This window comes from Lentzea sp. CC55 (genome assembly GCF_021056325.1).
Classification (GTDB): domain Bacteria; phylum Actinomycetota; class Actinomycetes; order Mycobacteriales; family Pseudonocardiaceae; genus Lentzea; species Lentzea jiangxiensis.
This window is the reverse complement of record NZ_JAJCXE010000046.1, coordinates 374,548-392,305: the sequence shown is the minus strand read 5'-3', so window position 1 is coordinate 392,305 and position 17,758 is coordinate 374,548. Positions and strand designations below refer to the sequence as shown.

Below are 17,758 nucleotides of genomic sequence, written 5' to 3'. Positions count from 1 at the left end.
CTCGGCAGAGTTACTTCTTGTCCAGACCGGCTGCTTGCACCTGCGGCTTGCCCTGTGCCTGGAGAACCTTGTTCAGCAACGTGAAGTCGGCGTACCCGGCGACGTCGGCGGCCTCCTTGGCCACGCCCGCCGTCACGGCGTCCTTCGCGAGCTGCGGGAAGTGCTTGGCCTGCGCGTCGGTGGTCAGCTCGATGTTGTCCCAGGCGGCGTCGAGGATCTTGTCGCCGAGCTTCTTGGAGGTGAGCTTCTCGAGCGCGGCGTTGACCGTCTTCTTCGCCTCGCCGGGGTTCGCCTTGGCCCAGTCGATGGCCGCGACGTGGGCCTTGAGCACGGCCTCGACCGTCTCCGGGTGCTCTTGGAGGAACTTCGTCCGCACGATGACCACCGTGGTCGGGAAGCTCCCGCCCTCCCACAGGGTCTTCTCGTCCAGCAGCACCTTGCCGCCCGCCTCGGCGACGATGCGCGCCGACCAGGGCTGCGGCGACCACGTGGCGGCGATGTCGCCCTTCTTGAACAGGTCGAGCGACGCGGCGTTCTCCACGTTGGTGACGGTGACCTGACCGGTGAGGCCCTTCTCCGCCAGGTACTTCTTCAACGCCACGTCCTGGGTGTTGCCGAGCTGCGGCGTCGCGATGGTCTTGCCCTTGAGGTCCTCGACCGAGTTGATCTCGGGCTTGGTCACCAGCTGCGCGCCCCCGGACGTGGCGCCGGCGATCAGGCGCACGGCCTCGCCCTTGGACTTCGAGTACGCGTTGATGGCGGGCCCGGAACCGATGTAGCCGATGTCGAGGGACTCGCCCAGCAGCGCGTTGACCTCGTCGGGGCCCGCGTTGAACGTCTGGGTGGTGAGCTTGGTGCTGCCGAGCCCGGACTTGAACAGCTCCTTCTCGACGCCGATCAGCGCGGCGGCGTGCGTGACGTTCGGGAAGTACCCGAGGCGGACCTCGGCAGCGGCGCCCTTGGACTCGGCGGCGGGAGTCTCTGAGGTTCCGGCGCGGCTGCAACCGGAGATGGCTGTCAGTGCGATCAGAGCGACGGCAAGGGCGGGCTTGAGGTTCACGGAAGTCTTGCCTTTCAGGGACCGGGGGAGACGAGGGCGTGGTTGTCCGGGGTGGCGTTCTCGCCACCCCCGCTACAGCTCTCCACGCCGTTCTCCAGCAACGGCAGCGGAGCCCCGACCAGCCCGGCCGCGAGCGTGGAACCATCGCTCGCGTCGATCACCAGGAAGGACCCGGTGCGCCGGCTGGAGCTGTAGTCGTCCAGCGGAACGGGCTCTGCCAGGCGCAGAGCCACTCGGCCGATCTCGTTGAGCTCCAGCGAGCCGGGGCTGTCCACACTGGACAGCCGCTGCTCGTCGAAGCGGTCGCGCAGGTCGGTGACCATCGCCTGCACGGTGCGCGTGCCGTGCTTGACGAGGACCCGGGCGCCGGGTCGCAGGGGCTTCTCCGCGAGCCAGCAGAGGGTGGCGTCCAGCTCGTCGGTGACGTTGGGCTCGTTGCCCGCCACCGAGATCAGGTCGCCGCGGGAGATGTCGATGTCGTCCGCCAGCAGCAGCGTCACGGACCGGCCGGCCGCCGCCTCCGCCAGTTCGCCGTCCGCGGTGTCGATCTTCGTGACGGTCGAGCGGCGGCCGGAGGGCAGCACGACGACCTCGTCGCCCGGCTTGACCGTGCCGGCCGCGATCAGACCGGCGTAGCCCCGGTAGTCGAGGTGCTCGGCCGTGCGCGGGCGGATCACGTACTGCACCGGGAAGCGGAACGGCGCGTCGTGCGGGTCGGGCTCGACCGGCACGGTCTCCAGGTGCTCCAGCAGCGTCGGGCCGGAGTACCACGGCGTGTTCGCCGACTTCTCCACGACGTTGTCGCCCGCGAGCGCCGACACCGGGATCTCGACCACCGAGTCCTCGGTGTAGCCCAGGGCCGTGGCGTGGGCGGTGAACTCCTTGGCGATGCGGGAGAACGTCACCTCGTCGTAGTCCACGAGGTCGATCTTGTTGACCGCCAGGACGAGCCGCGGCACGCCCAGCAGCGCGAGAACCGCAGCGTGCCGCCGGGTCTGCTCGATGACGCCCTTGCGCGCGTCGACGAGCAGGACCGCGAGCTGCGCGGTGGACGCGCCCGTGACGGTGTTGCGGGTGTACTGCACGTGTCCGGGGGTGTCCGCGAGCACGAACGACCGCTTGGGCGTCGCGAAGTAGCGGTACGCCACGTCGATCGTGATGCCCTGCTCGCGTTCCGAACGCAGGCCGTCGACCAGCAACGACAGGTCGGGGGTCGCGAGACCGCGGTCGGCGCTCGCGCGGTGTACGGCGTCGAGCGTGTCCGCGAGCACGGACTTGGTGTCGTAGAGCAGCCGGCCGACGAGCGTGGACTTGCCGTCGTCCACGCTGCCCGCGGTGGCCAGCCTCAACAGGTCGCTCATCTAGAAGTACCCCTCCCGCTTGCGGTCTTCCATGGCGGCCTCGGACAGCCGGTCGTCGGCCCGCGTGGCGCCGCGCTCGGTCAGCCGTGACGCGGCGACCTCGGCGATCACCGCGTGGATGTCGGCGGCGTCGGACTCGACGGCGCCCGTGCAGGAGCCGTCGCCGACCGTGCGGTAGCGAACCGTCTTGCGCACCAGCGTCTCGCCCTCGCGCGCCCTGCCCCACGGGCCCTCCGCGAGCCACATGCCGTCGCGCAGGAACACCTCGCGCTCGTGCGAGTAGTAGATGTCCGGCAGCTCGATGCCCTCGCGCTCGATGTAGTTCCACACGTCGAGCTCGGTCCAGTTGGACAGCGGGAACACGCGGACGTGCTCACCGGCGCGGTGCCGGCCGTTGTAGAGGTTCCACAGCTCGGGGCGCTGGCGCTTCGGGTCCCACTGGCCGAACGCCGTGCGCAGGCTGAAGATCCGCTCCTTGGCGCGGGCGCGTTCCTCGTCCCGGCGTCCGCCGCCGAAGACCGCGTCGAACCTGTGCTGGGTGATCGAGTCCAGCAGCGGGACGGTCTGCAACGGGTTGCGCGTGCCGTCCGGGCGCTCCTCGAGGCGGCCGTCGTCGATCCAGTCCTGGACCTTCGCGACCTCCAGGCGCAGACCGTGCTGCGCGACGACGCGGTCGCGGAACTCGATGACCTCGTCGAAGTTGTGCCCGGTGTCGACGTGCAGCAGCGGGAACGGCACCGGCGCCGGGTAGAACGCCTTGATCGCGAGGTGCAGCAGCAGCGTCGAGTCCTTGCCGCCGGAGAAGAGGATCACCGGCCGGTCGAACTCGCCCGCGACCTCGCGGAAGATGTGAATGGCCTCGGATTCGAGGCGCCCCAACGTGTCCAGCGCGAGAGTCATCCGTGCAACCCACATTCCGTCTTCGACTGCCCGGCCCACCGGCCGCTGCGCGCGTCCTGGCCAGGCAACGGCTTGGCGGTGCACGGCAGACAGCCGATGGAGGGGTATCCCTCCTGCACCAACAGGTTCTCGAGGATCCCCTTCTCGCGGATGTAGGAGTTGAACTCCTCGTCGCTCCACGGCGCGATCGGGTTGATCTTCACCAGGCCGTTGCGCTCGTCCCACTGCACGATCGGCGTGTTCGCCCTGGTCGGGGCGTCGACGCGGCGCACACCGGTGACCCACGCGTCGTACTTCGCGAGCTCGCGGCGCAGCGGCACGACCTTGCGCAGGTTGCAGCACTGCGCCGGGTCCGACCGGTACAGCAGGCCGAACTCGCGTTCCTGCTCCTCCACCGACTGCTCGGCGGCGGCGTTGACGATGCGCACGTCCGGGTAGACGACACCGACGGCGTCGCGCACGCCGATCGTCTCCGGGAAGTGGTAGCCGGTTTCCAGGAACAGCACGTCGAAGTCCGGCTTCACCTGTGCTGCGAGGTCGATCAGGACGGCGTCCTGCATGTTCGACGCGACGATGTAGCTGTCGCCGAACATGCGGGCCGTCCACTCCAGGGCCTCGATCGCCGAGGCGCCGGCCAGCTCCTCCTGCGCGGCGTTGGCGACGATCTTGAGGTCTTCCTTGAGACCGCTCACTTCTTCACCTCCTGCGGCAGGTTCAGACCGACGAACGAGACCTTGAAGACGCGGCGGCACCCGGTGCACAGCCACGCGTAGCCGGGTTCCTCCTGCGGCCGGAGGTCCTCGTCGCCGCAGTAGGGGCAGTAGAACGGCGTCGCGCGTTCACTCATCGCAGCGAACCCTCCTCCGCGCGGGCCACCCACTGGGCGAACCGCTCGTCGGTCTCCCGCTGGGCGACGAAGTTCCGCACCACGCGCTCGACGTACTCGGGCAGCTCGGCCGCGGTGACCTTGTGGCCGCGCAGCTTGCGGCCGAAGCCGGCGTCGAGGCCGAGGCCGCCGCCGAGGTGCACCTGGAAGCCCTCGACCTGGTTGCCCGCGTCGTCGGTGACGATCTGGCCCTTCAGCCCGATGTCCGCGGTCTGGATGCGGGCGCAGGAGTTGGGGCAGCCGTTGATGTGCACGGTGATCGGCGCCGTGACGCCGTCGACGATGTCCTTGAGGTTCGCCTCGAGCTGCGTGACGAGGTCGAGGGCGCGGGCCTTGGTCTCGACGATCGCGAGCTTGCAGAACTCGATGCCGGTGCAGGCCATGATGCCCCGGCGCCACGGCGACGGGTCGACCTGCAGGCCGAGCTTCGCGAGGTCGCTCTTGAGCGCCGGGATCTCGGCCTCGGGCACGTCCAGCACGATGATCTTCTGCTGCGGCGTGAAGCGGACGCGGTTCGAGCCCGCCCGTTCGGCGTACTTCGCGACCTCGACCAGGATCGACCCGGACACGCGGCCCGCGACGGGCGCGGCGCCGACGTAGAACAGGCCGTCCTTCTGCTTGTGCACGCCGATGTGGTCGAGCTGCTGGTCCAGCACCTCGGGCGCCGGGCCGTCGATCATCTTGCGCTTGAGGTACTCGTCCTCGACGACCTGGCGGAACTTCTCCGGGCCCCAGTCGGCGACGAGGAACTTGATGCGCGCGCGGTGGCGCAGGCGGCGGTAGCCGTAGTCGCGGAAGACGGAGATGACCGCCTCCCACACGTCCGGGACCTCGTCGAGCGGCACCCACGCGCCCAGCCGCTTGCCCAGCATGGGGTTCGTGGACAGGCCGCCACCGACCCAGAGGTCGAAGCCGGGCCCGTGCTCGGGGTGGTGCACGCCGACGAACGCGATGTCGTGGATCTCGTGCGCGACGTCCTGCAGCCCGGAGATGGCGGTCTTGAACTTGCGTGGCAGGTTGGAGAAGCGCGGGTCGCCGATGTAGCGCTCGAGGATCGTGTCGATCGCCGGCTGGCCGTCGAGCACCTCGTCCTGCGAGATGCCCGCGACCGGCGAGCCGAGGATGACGCGCGGGCTGTCGCCGCACGCCTCCATCGTCGTGAGGCCGACGGCTTCGAGCTTCTGCCAGATCGTGGGGACGTCCTCGATCCGGATCCAGTGGTACTGGATGTTCTGCCGGTCGGTGATGTCCGCGGTGTCGCGCGCATAGGTCTGCGAGATCTCGCCGAGGACCTCGAGCTGCCGCGTCGTCAGCGCCCCGCCGTCGCTGCGCACGCGCATCATGAAGAACTCGTCGTCCAGCTCCTCCGGCTCGAGCGTGGCGGTGCGGCCGCCGTCGATGCCGGGCTTGCGCTGGGTGTAGAGGCCGTACCAGCGGAACCGCCCGCGCAGGTCCGCCGGGTCGATGGAGTCGAAACCGCCGTGGGCGTAGATGTTCTCGATGCGGGTGCGGACGTTGAGCGGGTTGTCGTCCTTCTTGCTCCGCTCGTTGGGGTTCAGCGGCTCTCGGTAACCGAGCGCCCACTGCCCCTCGCCGCGACGCTGCTTGGCGCGCGGTGACGTCTGCGGCGGGACCATCGCCATCCTCCGGGGTTTCGAGGCGCTCGGTGCGCGTGCGAGCCCGGAGGTGCTTGTGGTGGGGGCGTCGTCAGCGCGCCGGGCGCCGACGGGAACAAATCAGCGCGCGGTCAGGCCGAACGACGGCACATCGCGCTGGAGACACGACGGAAGTCGACGTGGCGGCGGGCCACGAGGCGGACTCCAGTCGAATGCATGGCCTCAGTGTGCATGCCGTCCAGAGCGTGGTCCACCGCCAACCGAATGCTGGGATCGACGAGGAGGAGTTGACATCTCAGGCTGGTTTCACTCCGTGACATCTCTGTCACCGACAGACACTTCCCCTGGTCGAACACCGCCATTGGGGCGTGTAGGGGACACTGGGAGTCATGCCCTCCGCTTTGCCCGATGGCGAGCCCGCGCCCGCCGACGGTTCGCTCCCCCCTTCTGCCGTCGCCGGTGTCGGCTCACGCCCCTTCGGCATCTACGTGCACGTGCCGTTCTGCGCAACCCGTTGCGGCTACTGCGACTTCAACACCTACACGCCCGGCGAACTAGGCACTTCCGCGTCACCCGAGTCGTGGCTGGAGGGCCTGCGCCGCGAACTGGACCTGGCCGCGTCCGTCCTCGGCACCCCCGTCCAGGCCGAGACGGTGTTCGTCGGCGGAGGCACCCCGTCGTTGCTGGGCGCCTCCGGCCTGGGCGACGTGCTCGACGCCGTGCGCCAGTCGTTCGGCCTCGCGCCCGGCGCCGAGGTGACGACGGAGTCGAACCCGGAGTCGACCTCACCTTCGTTCTTCGAGGGCATCCTCGCCTCCGGCTACACCCGTGTGTCCCTGGGAATGCAGTCCGCCGCACGGCACGTGTTGCAGGTGCTGGACCGCAAACACACGCCCGGCCGTCCGGTCGATGCCGCACGCGAGGCCCGCACGGCCGGCTTCGAACACGTGAACCTCGACCTCATCTACGGCACGCCGGGGGAGCGGCCCTCGGACCTGGCCGCCTCCCTGGACGCCGTGCTGGCCGCGGGCGTCGACCACGTGTCCGCCTACGCGTTGATCGTGGAGGACGGCACCGGCCTGGCCCGCCGCATCCGCCGCGGCGACCTGCCGATGCCGGACGACGACGTGCTCGCCTCGTCCTACGAGATGGTCGACTCGGTGCTCTCGGGCGCCGGCTTCTCCTGGTACGAGGTCTCCAACTGGGCCACCTCCGAAGCCGCCCGGTGCCGGCACAACGTCCTGTACTGGAAGGGCGCCGACTGGTGGGGCTTCGGCCCCGGCGCCCACAGCCACGTCGGCGGCGTGCGCTTCTGGAACGTGAAGCACCCGGCCCGCTACTCGTCCCTGCTCGCTTCGGGCGCGTCCCCGGCCGCCGGTCGCGAGGTGCTGTCCGCCGAGGACCAGCGCGTGGAACGGGTGCTGCTGGAACTGCGCCTCGCCTCCGGCCTGCCGATGGACGTGCTGGACGAGCCGGGCCGCGAGGAGGCGAAGCAGGCGATCGCCGACGGCCTGCTCGAGCCGCACGACGACCGCTGCGTGCTGACGGACCGGGGCCGCCTGCTGGCCGACGCCGTCGTGCGCCGCCTGCTGCCCTGACCTCCCGGTTCAGCGAGCGCGCAGGTCGTGCTGGCTGAACACCTCGACGACGACCTGCCCGTGCTTGCGGTAGGTCGCGGTGCCCCACCACAACCCGTCCGCCCGCCGGGCCCGCTCCCAGACGACGGTGCCCTCCCACCACTCGTCCTCGCTGTGGACCAGGCACGCCCTCCCCGGTGCCGGGCCGTCCTCCTCAGGTGGCCGGAGCCACACCACGTTGCCCACGTTTGGACCCTAGCGAGCACCACCGACAAAAACCGTCGAGCGAGCCCGCTCGTAGAACCACTTCAAGGTCTCCAGCACCACCGCACGTGCGCCGGGGTCCAGGAGGACCTTCAGCGGAAAGCTCGGCCGCAGCTCGATCTTCGCGGCGGCGATGTCCACGCCGGGCGCGCCGTTCAGCCGCTGCCGGAGCTCTTCGCGCATCGTGACCTCGTCGAACGGCGGGCGGACGCGGAGGTGCTGGAACACCACCTCGACCCTGCCGCTCGGGTAGATCGCGAACGGCCAGATGTTGCCGCCTTCCTCGCCCTTCTCCCTGGCGATCAGGAAGCACGAGGTCTCGCTGCGGCCGGTGCCCAGCTCGAGGCTCCCGCCGAGCTCGCACCACCTCTCCGCCACCTCCCGGACCGCCGCGGCGACGTCCTCGCCCTGCTTGTCGTGCACCTGGACGAAGAACCGCTGCTCCAGCGACCCCTGGTTGACGGCGGCGGGGGGCGCGGACGTGACGTCCAACGGTCCGGGCCAGAGGGCGATGACGCGCTCCGCCAGCGCGTCGGCCCTCGCGAGGATCTGCGGCCTGCCCCATTCGGCCTGTGCGGCGATGTGCTGGTTCATCACGAGTCCGCTCTTCGCGAGCTGGGCCTTCTTGACGTCGAACGGGCTGTTGCTCAGCTCCGAGTTGTAGCCGGTGAGGGTCAGGTTGCCGAGCGTGTGCACCAGGGCGTCGTGCACCTGCTCGTACGACTCGCCGGGCTCCAGGTCAGCGCTGACGGCCTGCTCCCACGCATCGGTGGAGGTCTGCGGCAGGACGTGCTCGATGGTCAGCGAGGTGAGCTCGACGGGCTCCTTGCTGCGGTACCCGACCTCCAGCCACCGCAGGACCGCCGCGCGCTGGTGCGGCCGGCCGTTCAGGTAGTACGGGACCGCACGTACCGCGGCGCGCACCTCGTCGTCGCCGGCGAAGTACTTCCTTCCGGCCGACAGGTGGGCGCGCACCGCCTGGTCCACCGGCTGCGTGCCGTCCAGCTCGGTGACCGCCGAGAGCAGGATCCTGTTGATGTTCGCCGTGGCGCGACCGATGAGCAGACGTCGCACCAGGAAGCTCTCGACGTGGAGCATCGCCGCCGCGATCTCGTCGGAGGTGGCGGTTCCCCGTTGCCTGCGGTCGAGCAGGTGCAGCAGCAGCGGGTGGACCGTCGTGGTGCCCCAGTCCTTCAGCCGTTGCAGCCTCGTGCGCACCGCGGGGTCAGGTTCGGCGTCCGGGCTCAGGATTCTGCGGAGCAGCCTGCCCAGGCCGCACAGCCTGGCCACCTCGGCCTCGACGTCCTCCTCGCCCCGCAACCGGTCGAGCCGGGCCTGCTGACCCGCGTAGGTGTCGCCCTGCTTGACCCTCGGGTCGCGCTGGACGAGGTCGAGCCAGAAGAGCAGGTCGAGTTCTCCTGGCTCCAGCTCGGACTGCAGTGGGAGCCAGAGCGACCGGTGGACGCGCTCACCGCGGGTCGGCAGGCGCATGAAGAGGTGGTTGCGCAGCAGGTCGGCCTGGGTGAGAGCGGCGCCGGTGTTGTTCAACGACTCGAAGATCCGGTGGGCGTTGTCGCCGGGGCGGGTGGTGATCGACACCAGCACCAGCCCGCGGGTGACGGCGTCCTCGGCCCGCTCGGCGTCGAGCGGGCCGGTCAGCTCGGCGATCCGCGCGGCGAAGAACCGGTGGGCGGTGCCGATCGGGTCGCTGGCCCCGGCGTGGGGCGTCGAGTCGACGCACGCCAGGTAGGAGTCGCGGTCCGTCTGCGTCGGCACGACCCTGAGCCGGTGTTGCTCCGGCTCGTGCGGGTTCATCAGGTACAGGTCGTTGATCCGGTGGCGGTGCTGCGGTCCTTCGTGCGCGGCGCGGTGGTCTCGGATGGCGCACAACAGCAGCGTCAGCGTGGTGAGCCGCTGCTGACCGTCGACGACCAGGTACTGCGGCACACCGATCGGGCCGTTGCCCGGACTCGGCGCGAAGACGACGGAGCCGATGAAGTGGGTGGCCGCGTGCTGGGTGACCCGGATCTCCGCCAGCCGGACGACGTCGTCCCAGAGCCGGGAGAGCTGCTCCTCCTGCCAGGAGTAGGTGCGCTGGTAGAGCGGGACCCGGTACTGCTTCGAGCCGTTCAGGAGATCCTTGAGCGTCGTTTCGCGCGCGATGACCACCCTGCGCAAGTTAGCTGCGAGGCGTCGGCTCGGAGTTCTTCCGCCCGCCGATCACTCGAACGGCCCCGGTGACCGAGCAGGACCTCGGAGCGGGCACCGGTCACGAATCCGGCTGGGTAAACTCGGGAAGTAGTGGACACGGAGGTGAACAGCGGTGAACGCCGATGAGCGTCGGTTCGAGGTGCTGCGCGCCATAGTCGCCGACTACGTGTCCAACCAGGAGCCCGTCGGGTCGAAGGCCCTGGTGGAGCGGCACAACCTGGGTGTGTCGAGCGCGACGGTGCGCAACGACATGGCGGCGCTGGAGGACGAGGGCTACATCGCCCAGCCGCACACCAGCGCCGGGCGCGTGCCCACGGACAAGGGGTACCGGCTCTTCGTCGACAAGTTGAGCGAGGTCAAGCCGCTCTCGCAGGCGGAGAAGCGGGCGATCCGCAGCTTCCTGGACGGGGCGCTCGACCTCGACGACGTGATGCGCCGCAGCGTGCGGTTGCTCGCGCAGCTCACCCGGCAGGTGGCGGTGATCCAGGTGCCGACGCTGTCCCGCGCGGCCGTGCGCCACCTGGAGGTGCTGCCGATCACGCCGTCGCGGCTGATGCTGGTGCTGATCACCGACACCGGCCGCGTCGACCAGCGGATCGTCGAGCTGGGCGACGTGATCAGCGAGGAGCACACGGCTCAGTTGCGCGGTGTGCTGAACCAGGCGATGGCGGGGCAGCGGCTGGCCGACGCCAGTGCCAAGGTCGCCGAACTGCCCGACGAGGTGCCGACGACCCTGCGCGACCCGATGCTGCGGGTGGCCACCGTGCTGATCGAGACACTGGTGGAGCACCCCGAGGAACGGCTCGTGCTCGGCGGCACCGCCAACCTCACGCGCAACATCACGGACTTCCCCGGCTCGCTCCGGCAGGTGCTGGAGGCGCTCGAGGAACAGGTCGTCGTGCTCAAGCTGCTCGCCGCGAGCCGCGACCCCGGTCGTGTGCTCGTGCGCATCGGCGAGGAGAACGAGGCGGCCGAGATGCGCAGCACCTCCGTGGTGTCCATCGGCTACGGCAGCCGCGACAACCCCCTCGGTGGCCTCGGCGTCGTCGGACCGACGCGCATGGACTACCCCGGGACCATGGCGGCCGTGCGTGCGGTCGCCAACTACGTCGGTGAGATCCTGACCGGTCGTTGAACCAGGACTTTGATCTGAAAGATGAACACGAAAGCGAACAAGGTGGCCAGGGATTACTACGGCATCCTCGGTGTTTCGCAGAACGCGACACAGGATGAGATCAAGCGCGCCTATCGCAAGCTCGCGAGGCAGCTGCACCCGGACGTCAATCCCAACGAGGAGGCCCGCTTCAAGGAGGTGACGGCCGCCTACGAGGTGTTGTCGAACCCCGAGAAGCGCCGCGTCGTCGACCTGGGTGGCGACCCCCTCGACTCGGGCGGCGGTGGCCGCCCCGGCGGTGACCCGTTCTCCGGCTTCGGTCTCGGCGACATCATGGACGCGTTCTTCGGCGCGACGTCCGGTGGTGGCCGCGGGCCGCGCAGCCGCGTGCAGCCCGGTTCCGACGCGCTCATCCGGCTCGACATGACGCTGGAGGAGTGCGCGGCGGGTGCCACGCGCGAGCTGACGGTCGACACGGCGATCCTCTGCGACCGCTGCCACGGCGCGGGCACGCAGAACGACTCCAAGCCCGTCCAGTGCGACACCTGCCACGGCCGCGGCGAGGTCCAGTCGGTGCAGCGCTCGTTCCTCGGCCAGGTCGTGACGTCGCGCCCGTGCCCGGTCTGCCGCGGCTTCGGCGAGGTCATCCCCGACCCGTGCCAGCAGTGCGCCGGTGACGGCCGCACGCGGTCGCGCCGCACGATCTCCGTGAACATCCCCGCCGGTGTCGCCGAGGGCATGCGCGTGCGCCTCGCGGGCCAGGGCGAGGTCGGCCCCGGCGGTGGCCCGGCCGGCGACCTCTACGTCGAGGTCGAGGAGCACCCGCACGAGATCTTCGAACGCGACGGCTCCGACCTGCACTGCGTCGTGCAGATCCCGATGACGACGGCCGCCCTGGGCGCCACGTTGCCGCTGAAGACGCTCGACGGCGAGGAAGAGCTGCAGATCGAGCCCGGCACGCAGCCGAACACGCAGCTCGTGCTCACGGGCCGCGGCATGCCGAAGCTGCGCTCCACCGGCCGCGTCGACGGCCGTGGCGACCTGCACGTGCACCTCGAGGTCGTCGTCCCGACGAAGCTCGACGCGGCGCAGGCCTCGCTGCTGCGCGATCTGGCCGAGCTGCGCGGCGAGAGCGAACCCTCGCTGTCGCACAACGGCAAGGGCGGCGGCGGGCTGTTCTCGCGCCTGCGGGCCTCGCGCGGCAACCGGTGACCCTGCCGGTCTTCCTCGTCGAGGCGCTGCCGTCCGGCGAGGAGTTCGTGCTGGACGGCCCGGAAGGCCGGCACGCCGCGACGGTCAAGCGGCTGCGCGTCGGTGAGGAGCTCGTGCTGTCCGACGGCTCCGGCACGCAGGTGCGGTGCTCGGTGACGGCGGTGGACCGCGCCGAGCTGTCGCTGCGCGTGCTCGAGCGCTGGGTCGAGCCCGAACCGTCGCCGCGCGTCGTGCTCGCCCAGGCGCTGGTGAAGGGCGACCGGGGCGAGCTCGCCGTCGAACTGGCCACCGAGGCCGGCGTGGACGGTGTGGTGCCGTGGCGCGCCTCCCGGTGCATCACGAAGTGGGAGGACGGCCCGCGCGGCGCGAAAGCGCTGGGACGCTGGCGGTCCACGGTCCGCGAGGCGGCGAAACAGGCCCGGCGCTCGCGAGTGCCGTCGGTCGACGAACCCGTGAGCACGACACAGCTCTCCCATCGCGTGTCGTCCTCGGCGTTGACGCTCGTGTTGCACGAGAGCGCCACCGAGCGGCTCGCCGACGTCGAGCTGCCCGAGTCCGGAGACGTGCTGCTCGTCGTCGGTCCCGAGGGCGGGATCACGCAGGAGGAGCTCGACACGTTGCGATCTTCGGGTGCCCGAATCGTCCGGTTGGGCCCAACCGTTCTGCGTGCATCCACCGCCGCCGCGGTTGCTCTCGGTGCGATCGGGGTACTCACGTCACGGTGGTGACCCCGATCACTCCGAAGATGAACACCGGATGGATTGGCTTGACGGAAGTTGTAGCGAATCCCAGGCGGGTGGGGTTACCCTGGATGGCAGAGGGGCTGATTGGTCTATCCGGAAACGGAGTAGACGATTGGGCCTTCTGACAAAGGACTCGCCGGACACCTCCCCCCTCGGTCCGGCGTCGGCGCCTCGCGGCGAAGCGACCCCCAGGCTTCGGACCGCGAGGCGCCCCTTTTGTTTTCGGGGCTCGAAGACTTCGCGTCGCGCGCAGGGATGATGTGATGAGTCACCACGCGGTGGCTCTCAGTGCAGGTCACGGGCTTGGGCGGCAGCATCTCGGACTGTGTTGCAGTCTTTGGGTTTCAGGCTCCCGGAACGCGCCGCAGACTTCACGCACGCGTGCGGGCACGCTTTCGCAGGGGTACCCCCTGACTGGGAACCCCTGCGTTTCAACGTACTCACGAGGTCCGACAAGTTCGGCGGCGCCTTTTTCCCGTACTTTCTGCGTGTGCAGAGAATTGCTTACGGTGACCACCCCAGTCAGTTCGGCGAGCTTTCCCTTCCGAACGGTGTTGCCCAGGGTGCCGTTGTCGTCATTCACGGTGGTTTCTGGCACCAGCGCTACGGCCTCGAACTCGGCCGCCCGCTCGCCGACGTGCTCGTCGCCGACGGGTTCGCCGTCTGGAACATCGAGTACCGCCGGGTGAGCGGCGGCGGGGGATGGCCGCGGACGGGGCAGGACGTCCTCGCCGCCATCGACGCCGTCGACCTCGGGCCCGTCGTGACGCTCGGCCACAGCGCGGGCGGCCACCTCGCCGTGTGGGCGGCCAAGAACAGCGCGCGCGTGGCCGGGGCGGTCGCCCAGGCGGCGGTGCTGGACTTCACCCGCCACATCACGCCGCGGGCGCTCGAGCTGTGCACCGAGGAGCAGTTCGCCGAGGCCTCGCCGACCGCGCTGATCCCCATCGGCAAGCCGGTTGTCTGCGTGCACGGCGACCGCGACGAGGACGTGCCCGTCGAGCAGTCTGTCGCGTTCTGCGCCGCCGAGCCGCAGGCCGAGCTCGTGGTCGTCGGGGGAGCCGGGCACATGGACGTGATCACGCCGGGGACCGAGGCCTGGGAGCGGTGCCGGACGGCTGTCCACGGGCTCGCCCGCGACTGCTAGAAAAGGCCGGTGCCCAAGGTTGTCGACCACGAGCAACGCCGCCGCGAGCTCGCCGAGGCGGTGTGGCGCATCGTGCGGCGCGACGGCATCGGCCACGCCTCGGTGCGCGCCGTGGCAGCGGAGTCCGGGTGGTCGAGCGGGTCCCTGCGGCACTACTTCCCGACGCAGAACGCGTTGCTGGGGTTCGCGATGGAGCTCGCGTACCGGCGGTTCCTCGCACGGCTGGAGCGGATCGACGCCACCGCCGGCCACCGCGAGGTGGTGCGGGCCCTCGCCCACGAGATGCTGGCGGTGGACGACGAACGCCGGACGGAGGCCGCGGTGCTGCTGTCGTTCCTCCCGCGGGCGATGGTCGAACCGACGTTGCACGAGCTGGAACGCCGCGGCACACGCGAGCTGTACGACGGGATCGCACAGGTGCTCACGGCGGCGCAGGAAGCCGGTGAGCTGCGGGACGGCGTCGTGCCGATCAAGGCCGCCCGGCGCCTCGTCGCGCTGGTCGACGGCCTCAACATCCACCACGGCCTCGGGCCCGACGAGCTCACCGCCGCGGACGTGGTCGAGGCCGTCGACGAGCAGCTCGACCGCATCTTCGCCTAGCGTCGGGGCATGTCCTGTTTGTTCTGCCGCATCGTCGGCAGTGAGATCCCCGCGACCGTCGTGCACGAGACCGAGACGACGCTCGCGTTCCGCGACATCCAGCCCAAGGCACCCGTGCACGTGCTGCTCATCCCGCGCGAGCACGTGCCGAACGCCGTCGACCTCGACGGTGACCAGCTCGGCGACCTCTTCGCCGCCGCGAAGCAGGTCGCCGAGGCCGAGGGCGTCGCAGAGTCGGGCTACCGGCTGCTGTTCAACACCGGACCGGACAGCGGGCAGGAGGTGTTCCACGCCCACCTGCACCTGCTGGGCGGCCGGCGCCTCTAACCCAGCGCCTGCAGCAGGGGAGCGCGGTAGCGGGCGCGGTCACCGGGCAGCTGCTCCGCGCCCCTGACCATCCAGGTGGCCTCGTCCCACGACTCCATCCCGTTCGCACGGACGAACGCGATCACCTCCGGGTCGTGCACGTCGACGCGCACGCTCGGGACACCCGCGGCGCAGTCGGCGATGAGCGCGCACGTGTCCGCCGGCGTGTCCGCGATGACCGGCCCGATGAGCATCCGCTGGGCGCGGACCTGCCACGTGCCCGCGACGCCGTGGTCGGAGATCCGGATGGTGCCCATCCTCAGCAACGACTCCCACAGGTACGGCCGCGTGATGCCGGTGACCTTCGTGTCGAGCGCGACCACGTCGTCGAGGTCCGCCTCCGCGGCGAGACGCGACACACCGGCCGCCGGGCCCGTGAACGTGCCCGCGTGGATGTCGGTGAAGCCGACGGCGTGGAAGCCCAGTTGCTCGTACAGCGGACGGCCCATGTCCGTCGCGAACAACGTCGAGACACCCGTGCCCAGCACGTGCGACACCAACCGGCGGGCGTGCCCCTGCCGCGCCGCGCGCTCGGCGACCAGCACCATGCTGATCGCCGCCAGCTCCGGGTAGTGCGTCACGATCGTCGTCCCGACGAGACCCCGCTCGTCGAACAGTCCCCAGCCCTCGCCGTGCGCGAGCAGGAACTCCCACTTGCTCTCCTCACGCGGCCACGACCGGCTCTCGGCCAGGTCGGAGCACGCGGTGATGTCGTCCTTCGTCAGTCTGCGCAGTTCCACAGGGTCCCCCGGGGGTCATCCGAGCGCGTGTGAGGCGGGCGCGAAGTAGCGCGCGCGGTCACCCGGCACGTTCGCGGCGCCGTGCACCATCAGCGTGCAGCCGCCCTCGATCTTGCCGAAGCCGTTCTCCAGCAGGAACGCGGCCACGTCGGCGCTGCCGGTGTCCACCCGGACGTCACCACGACCGGCCGTCACGTCCGCGAGCAACTCGCAGGCGGCCGCGGCGTCCGGCGCGATCAGCGGCCCGATCGTGACGCCGGTGGGGTTCGGCCTGGTGGCGACCACGGCGAAGTCCGACACCAGCACGTCGTACGGCGACGACGGGTCGAGCAGCCGGTCCCAGAGCGCGGGCCGCGTGTACCCGCTGGCCTCGCGGTCGAGCCCGGCGAGGACCGGGACGTCCGAGGGCGTGCCCGGCCGCGACACGCCGGGAGCGGAACCGGTGAACACGCCGTGGTAGGAGACCGATGCCCCGACCGGGTGAAAGCCGAGCCGGGCGTACAGCGGTTCCCCCATCGTCGTCGCGTACAGAACCGAGGGACTGACCTCCAGCGTTCTCGCCATCAGCCGCGTGCCGATGCCCCGGCGCTCCGCCCAGGACGCCACCAGAACGCCGCTGATCGCCTGCATCTCGGGATAAGGCGTCGTCAAAGCCGTGCCGACCAGTCCGGACGAGTCGAAGGCGCCGTAACCGGGGCCGAGGGCGAGCATCATCTCCCACTGCGCGGGCGTCCAGGTCCAGCCCCGGTCTGTGATGAGCTTCATGCACTCGGGTACGTCGTCAACGCCAAGCCTGCGGATCTCCACGGTCGATGAGCACACACGGTGAGCAAAGCGGTAGCCACCCATTTTCGGCCGGACTAGCATCGACGCCACCAGATCCGAGCGACAGGAAGCAGGCCGGGGCCACGTGGCCGAAGAAACACAGCAGAGCAACAAGGAAGGTCAGTCCCGGTTCGCCGTGCCGGAAGGCGCGGTGCTCACGCTGCTCGGGTCGCGCGACGAGAACCTCCGGCTCGCGGAGGAACTGCTCGACGCCGACGTGCACGTGCGCGGGAACGAGATCACCTTGTCCGGCGACCCCGCCGACGTGGCCTTCGCCGAACGCGTCTTCTCCGAGCTCATCACCCTCGCGAGCCGCGGCCAGGTCATCGACCAGAACGCCGTCCGCCGCATCGTCGCGATGCTGAGCGAGACCGACGTCGAGTCGCCCGCGGAGGTGCTGAGCCTCGACATCGTGAGCCGCCGAGGCCGCACGATCAGGCCGAAGACGCTGAACCAGAAGCACTACGTCGACGCGATCGACAAGAACACGGTCGTGTTCGGCATCGGCCCCGCCGGCACCGGCAAGACCTACCTCGCCATGGCCAAGGCCGTGCAGGCGCTGCAGGCCAAGCAGGTCAACCGCATCATCCTCACCCGTCCGGCCGTCGAGGCCGGCGAGCGGCTGGGCTACCTGCCCGGCACGCTCTACGAGAAGATCGACCCGTACCTGCGCCCGCTGTACGACGCGCTGCACGACATGGTCGACCCGGAGTCGATCCCGCGCCTCACGCAGGCGGGGACGATCGAGGTGGCGCCCTTGGCGTTCATGCGCGGCCGGTCGTTGAACGACGCGTTCATCATCCTCGACGAGGCGCAGAACACCACGCCCGAGCAGATGAAGATGTTCCTCACCCGGCTGGGCTTCGGCTCCAAGATGGTGGTGACGGGCGACACGACCCAGGTCGACCTCCCGGGTGGCCAGCGCAGCGGCCTCCGGGTCGTGCGGGACATCCTCGACGGCGTCGAGGACGTGCACTTCTCGGAGCTGACCAGCCAGGACGTGGTGCGCCACCGCCTGGTCGGCGACATCGTCGACGCGTACGACAAGTGGCAGGTCCAGCAGGACGCGATCGACCAGAACACGCAGCACCACGGACCCGGTGCAAGGCGGGGGAACCAGCGGCGGGGACGATAGG

At 70.1% G+C, this 17,758-nt stretch carries 18 protein-coding genes; 8 read left to right on the top strand and 10 right to left on the bottom strand.

Translation table 11 applies throughout. From position 1 onward, the window contains the following. Positions 1-10: 10 nt before the first annotated feature. Genes L6E10_RS31215 through L6E10_RS31190 form a run of 6 tightly spaced genes read right to left on the bottom strand, consistent with a single transcriptional unit; the run spans position 11 to position 5,844 of the window. Entirely contained in the window at positions 11-1,060 is a 1,050-nt protein-coding gene (locus tag L6E10_RS31215; protein ID WP_236223724.1) for an ABC transporter substrate-binding protein, read from the bottom strand. A 14-nt stretch (positions 1,061-1,074) separates the two neighbouring features. Continuing rightward, positions 1,075-2,421: a sulfate adenylyltransferase subunit 1 gene (locus L6E10_RS31210; protein ID WP_236223723.1), complete on the bottom strand. Its 1,347-nt coding sequence runs from the start codon at positions 2,419-2,421 to the stop codon at positions 1,075-1,077. After that, on the bottom strand, positions 2,422-3,321 hold the full coding sequence (gene cysD, locus L6E10_RS31205) for a sulfate adenylyltransferase subunit CysD (protein ID WP_236223722.1): 900 nt from the start codon (positions 3,319-3,321) through the stop codon (positions 2,422-2,424). After that, on the bottom strand, positions 3,318-4,013 hold the full coding sequence (locus tag L6E10_RS31200; protein WP_236223721.1) for a phosphoadenylyl-sulfate reductase: 696 nt from the start codon (positions 4,011-4,013) through the stop codon (positions 3,318-3,320). Before L6E10_RS31200 ends, cysD begins: the two co-directional genes overlap by 4 nt. Further along, entirely contained in the window at positions 4,010-4,168 is a 159-nt protein-coding gene (locus L6E10_RS31195; RefSeq protein WP_236223720.1) for an Insertion element protein, read from the bottom strand. Before L6E10_RS31195 ends, L6E10_RS31200 begins: the two co-directional genes overlap by 4 nt. Beyond that, positions 4,165-5,844 carry a nitrite/sulfite reductase gene (locus L6E10_RS31190; RefSeq protein WP_275677199.1) on the bottom strand — a complete coding sequence of 560 codons (1,680 nt, stop codon included), beginning with the start codon at positions 5,842-5,844 and terminating at the stop codon, positions 4,165-4,167. The genes L6E10_RS31195 and L6E10_RS31190 overlap by 4 nt, the downstream gene beginning before the upstream one ends. Before the next feature lie 368 nt (positions 5,845-6,212). On the opposite strand from L6E10_RS31190, the gene hemW reads away from it, so the two are divergent. After that, complete coding sequence (gene hemW, locus L6E10_RS31185; protein WP_236223718.1) at positions 6,213-7,421, top strand: radical SAM family heme chaperone HemW; 1,209 nt, start codon at positions 6,213-6,215, stop codon at positions 7,419-7,421. A gap of 9 nt (positions 7,422-7,430) precedes the next feature. Here the strand turns inward: hemW and L6E10_RS31180 are convergent, their stop codons facing one another. Both L6E10_RS31180 and L6E10_RS31175 read right to left on the bottom strand, forming a co-directional pair. Then, a complete protein-coding gene (locus L6E10_RS31180) occupies positions 7,431-7,646 on the bottom strand; it encodes a hypothetical protein (protein WP_236223717.1) in 216 nt (71 codons plus the stop codon). Between the two features lie 9 nt (positions 7,647-7,655). Continuing rightward, on the bottom strand, positions 7,656-9,833 hold the full coding sequence (locus tag L6E10_RS31175; RefSeq protein WP_236223716.1) for a DUF262 domain-containing protein: 2,178 nt from the start codon (positions 9,831-9,833) through the stop codon (positions 7,656-7,658). A gap of 154 nt (positions 9,834-9,987) precedes the next feature. Between L6E10_RS31175 and hrcA the strand changes: the two genes are divergently transcribed. From hrcA to L6E10_RS31145, 6 genes are all read left to right on the top strand, one after another. Continuing rightward, on the top strand, positions 9,988-11,010 hold the full coding sequence (gene hrcA / locus L6E10_RS31170; RefSeq protein WP_236223715.1) for a heat-inducible transcriptional repressor HrcA: 1,023 nt from the start codon (positions 9,988-9,990) through the stop codon (positions 11,008-11,010). A 42-nt stretch (positions 11,011-11,052) separates the two neighbouring features. Beyond that, positions 11,053-12,201: a molecular chaperone DnaJ gene (gene dnaJ, locus L6E10_RS31165; RefSeq protein ID WP_236223762.1), complete on the top strand. Its 1,149-nt coding sequence runs from the start codon at positions 11,053-11,055 to the stop codon at positions 12,199-12,201. Continuing rightward, the gene (locus L6E10_RS31160; RefSeq protein WP_236223714.1) at positions 12,198-12,929 is read left to right on the top strand and encodes a 16S rRNA (uracil(1498)-N(3))-methyltransferase; all 732 of its coding nucleotides are present in this window, start codon (positions 12,198-12,200) and stop codon (positions 12,927-12,929) included. Before dnaJ ends, L6E10_RS31160 begins: the two co-directional genes overlap by 4 nt. A gap of 505 nt (positions 12,930-13,434) precedes the next feature. Continuing rightward, positions 13,435-14,091, top strand: a complete 657-nt coding sequence (locus L6E10_RS31155) for a S9 family peptidase (RefSeq protein WP_236223713.1) — start codon at positions 13,435-13,437, stop codon at positions 14,089-14,091. Between the two features lie 9 nt (positions 14,092-14,100). Further along, entirely contained in the window at positions 14,101-14,691 is a 591-nt protein-coding gene (locus L6E10_RS39960; RefSeq protein ID WP_236223712.1) for a TetR/AcrR family transcriptional regulator, read from the top strand. Positions 14,692-14,700: 9 nt separating this feature from the next. Continuing rightward, on the top strand, positions 14,701-15,018 hold the full coding sequence (locus L6E10_RS31145; protein WP_236223711.1) for a histidine triad nucleotide-binding protein: 318 nt from the start codon (positions 14,701-14,703) through the stop codon (positions 15,016-15,018). On the opposite strand, the gene L6E10_RS31140 is transcribed toward L6E10_RS31145, so the two are convergent. Continuing rightward, complete coding sequence (locus tag L6E10_RS31140) at positions 15,015-15,797, bottom strand: GNAT family N-acetyltransferase (RefSeq protein WP_236223710.1); 783 nt, start codon at positions 15,795-15,797, stop codon at positions 15,015-15,017. The two genes, L6E10_RS31145 and L6E10_RS31140, sit on opposite strands and share 4 nt — an antisense overlap. 15 nt (positions 15,798-15,812) lie before the next feature. After that, positions 15,813-16,562 (bottom strand): GNAT family N-acetyltransferase, encoded by a 750-nt coding sequence (locus tag L6E10_RS31135; protein ID WP_236223709.1) that lies wholly within the window; start codon positions 16,560-16,562, stop codon positions 15,813-15,815. 145 nt (positions 16,563-16,707) lie between these two features. On the opposite strand from L6E10_RS31135, the gene L6E10_RS31130 reads away from it, so the two are divergent. After that, the gene (locus L6E10_RS31130) at positions 16,708-17,757 is read left to right on the top strand and encodes a PhoH family protein (protein ID WP_236223708.1); all 1,050 of its coding nucleotides are present in this window, start codon (positions 16,708-16,710) and stop codon (positions 17,755-17,757) included. Position 17,758: the final 1 nt, after the last annotated feature.

Bases quoted from the DNA above. Each gene is read 5' to 3' on its own strand.
- L6E10_RS31195 (WP_236223720.1), bottom strand. From the start codon at position 4,168: ATGAGTGAACGCGCGACGCCGTTCTACTGCCCCTACTGCGGCGACGAG.
- hemW (WP_236223718.1), top strand. From the start codon at position 6,213: ATGCCCTCCGCTTTGCCCGATGGCGAGCCCGCGCCCGCCGACGGTTCG.
- cysD (WP_236223722.1), bottom strand. From the start codon at position 3,321: ATGACTCTCGCGCTGGACACGTTGGGGCGCCTCGAATCCGAGGCCATT.
- L6E10_RS31190 (WP_275677199.1), bottom strand. From the start codon at position 5,844: ATGGTCCCGCCGCAGACGTCACCGCGCGCCAAGCAGCGTCGCGGCGAG.
- L6E10_RS31210 (WP_236223723.1), bottom strand. From the start codon at position 2,421: ATGAGCGACCTGTTGAGGCTGGCCACCGCGGGCAGCGTGGACGACGGC.
- L6E10_RS31145 (WP_236223711.1), top strand. From the start codon at position 14,701: ATGTCCTGTTTGTTCTGCCGCATCGTCGGCAGTGAGATCCCCGCGACC.
- L6E10_RS31135 (WP_236223709.1), bottom strand. From the start codon at position 16,562: ATGAAGCTCATCACAGACCGGGGCTGGACCTGGACGCCCGCGCAGTGG.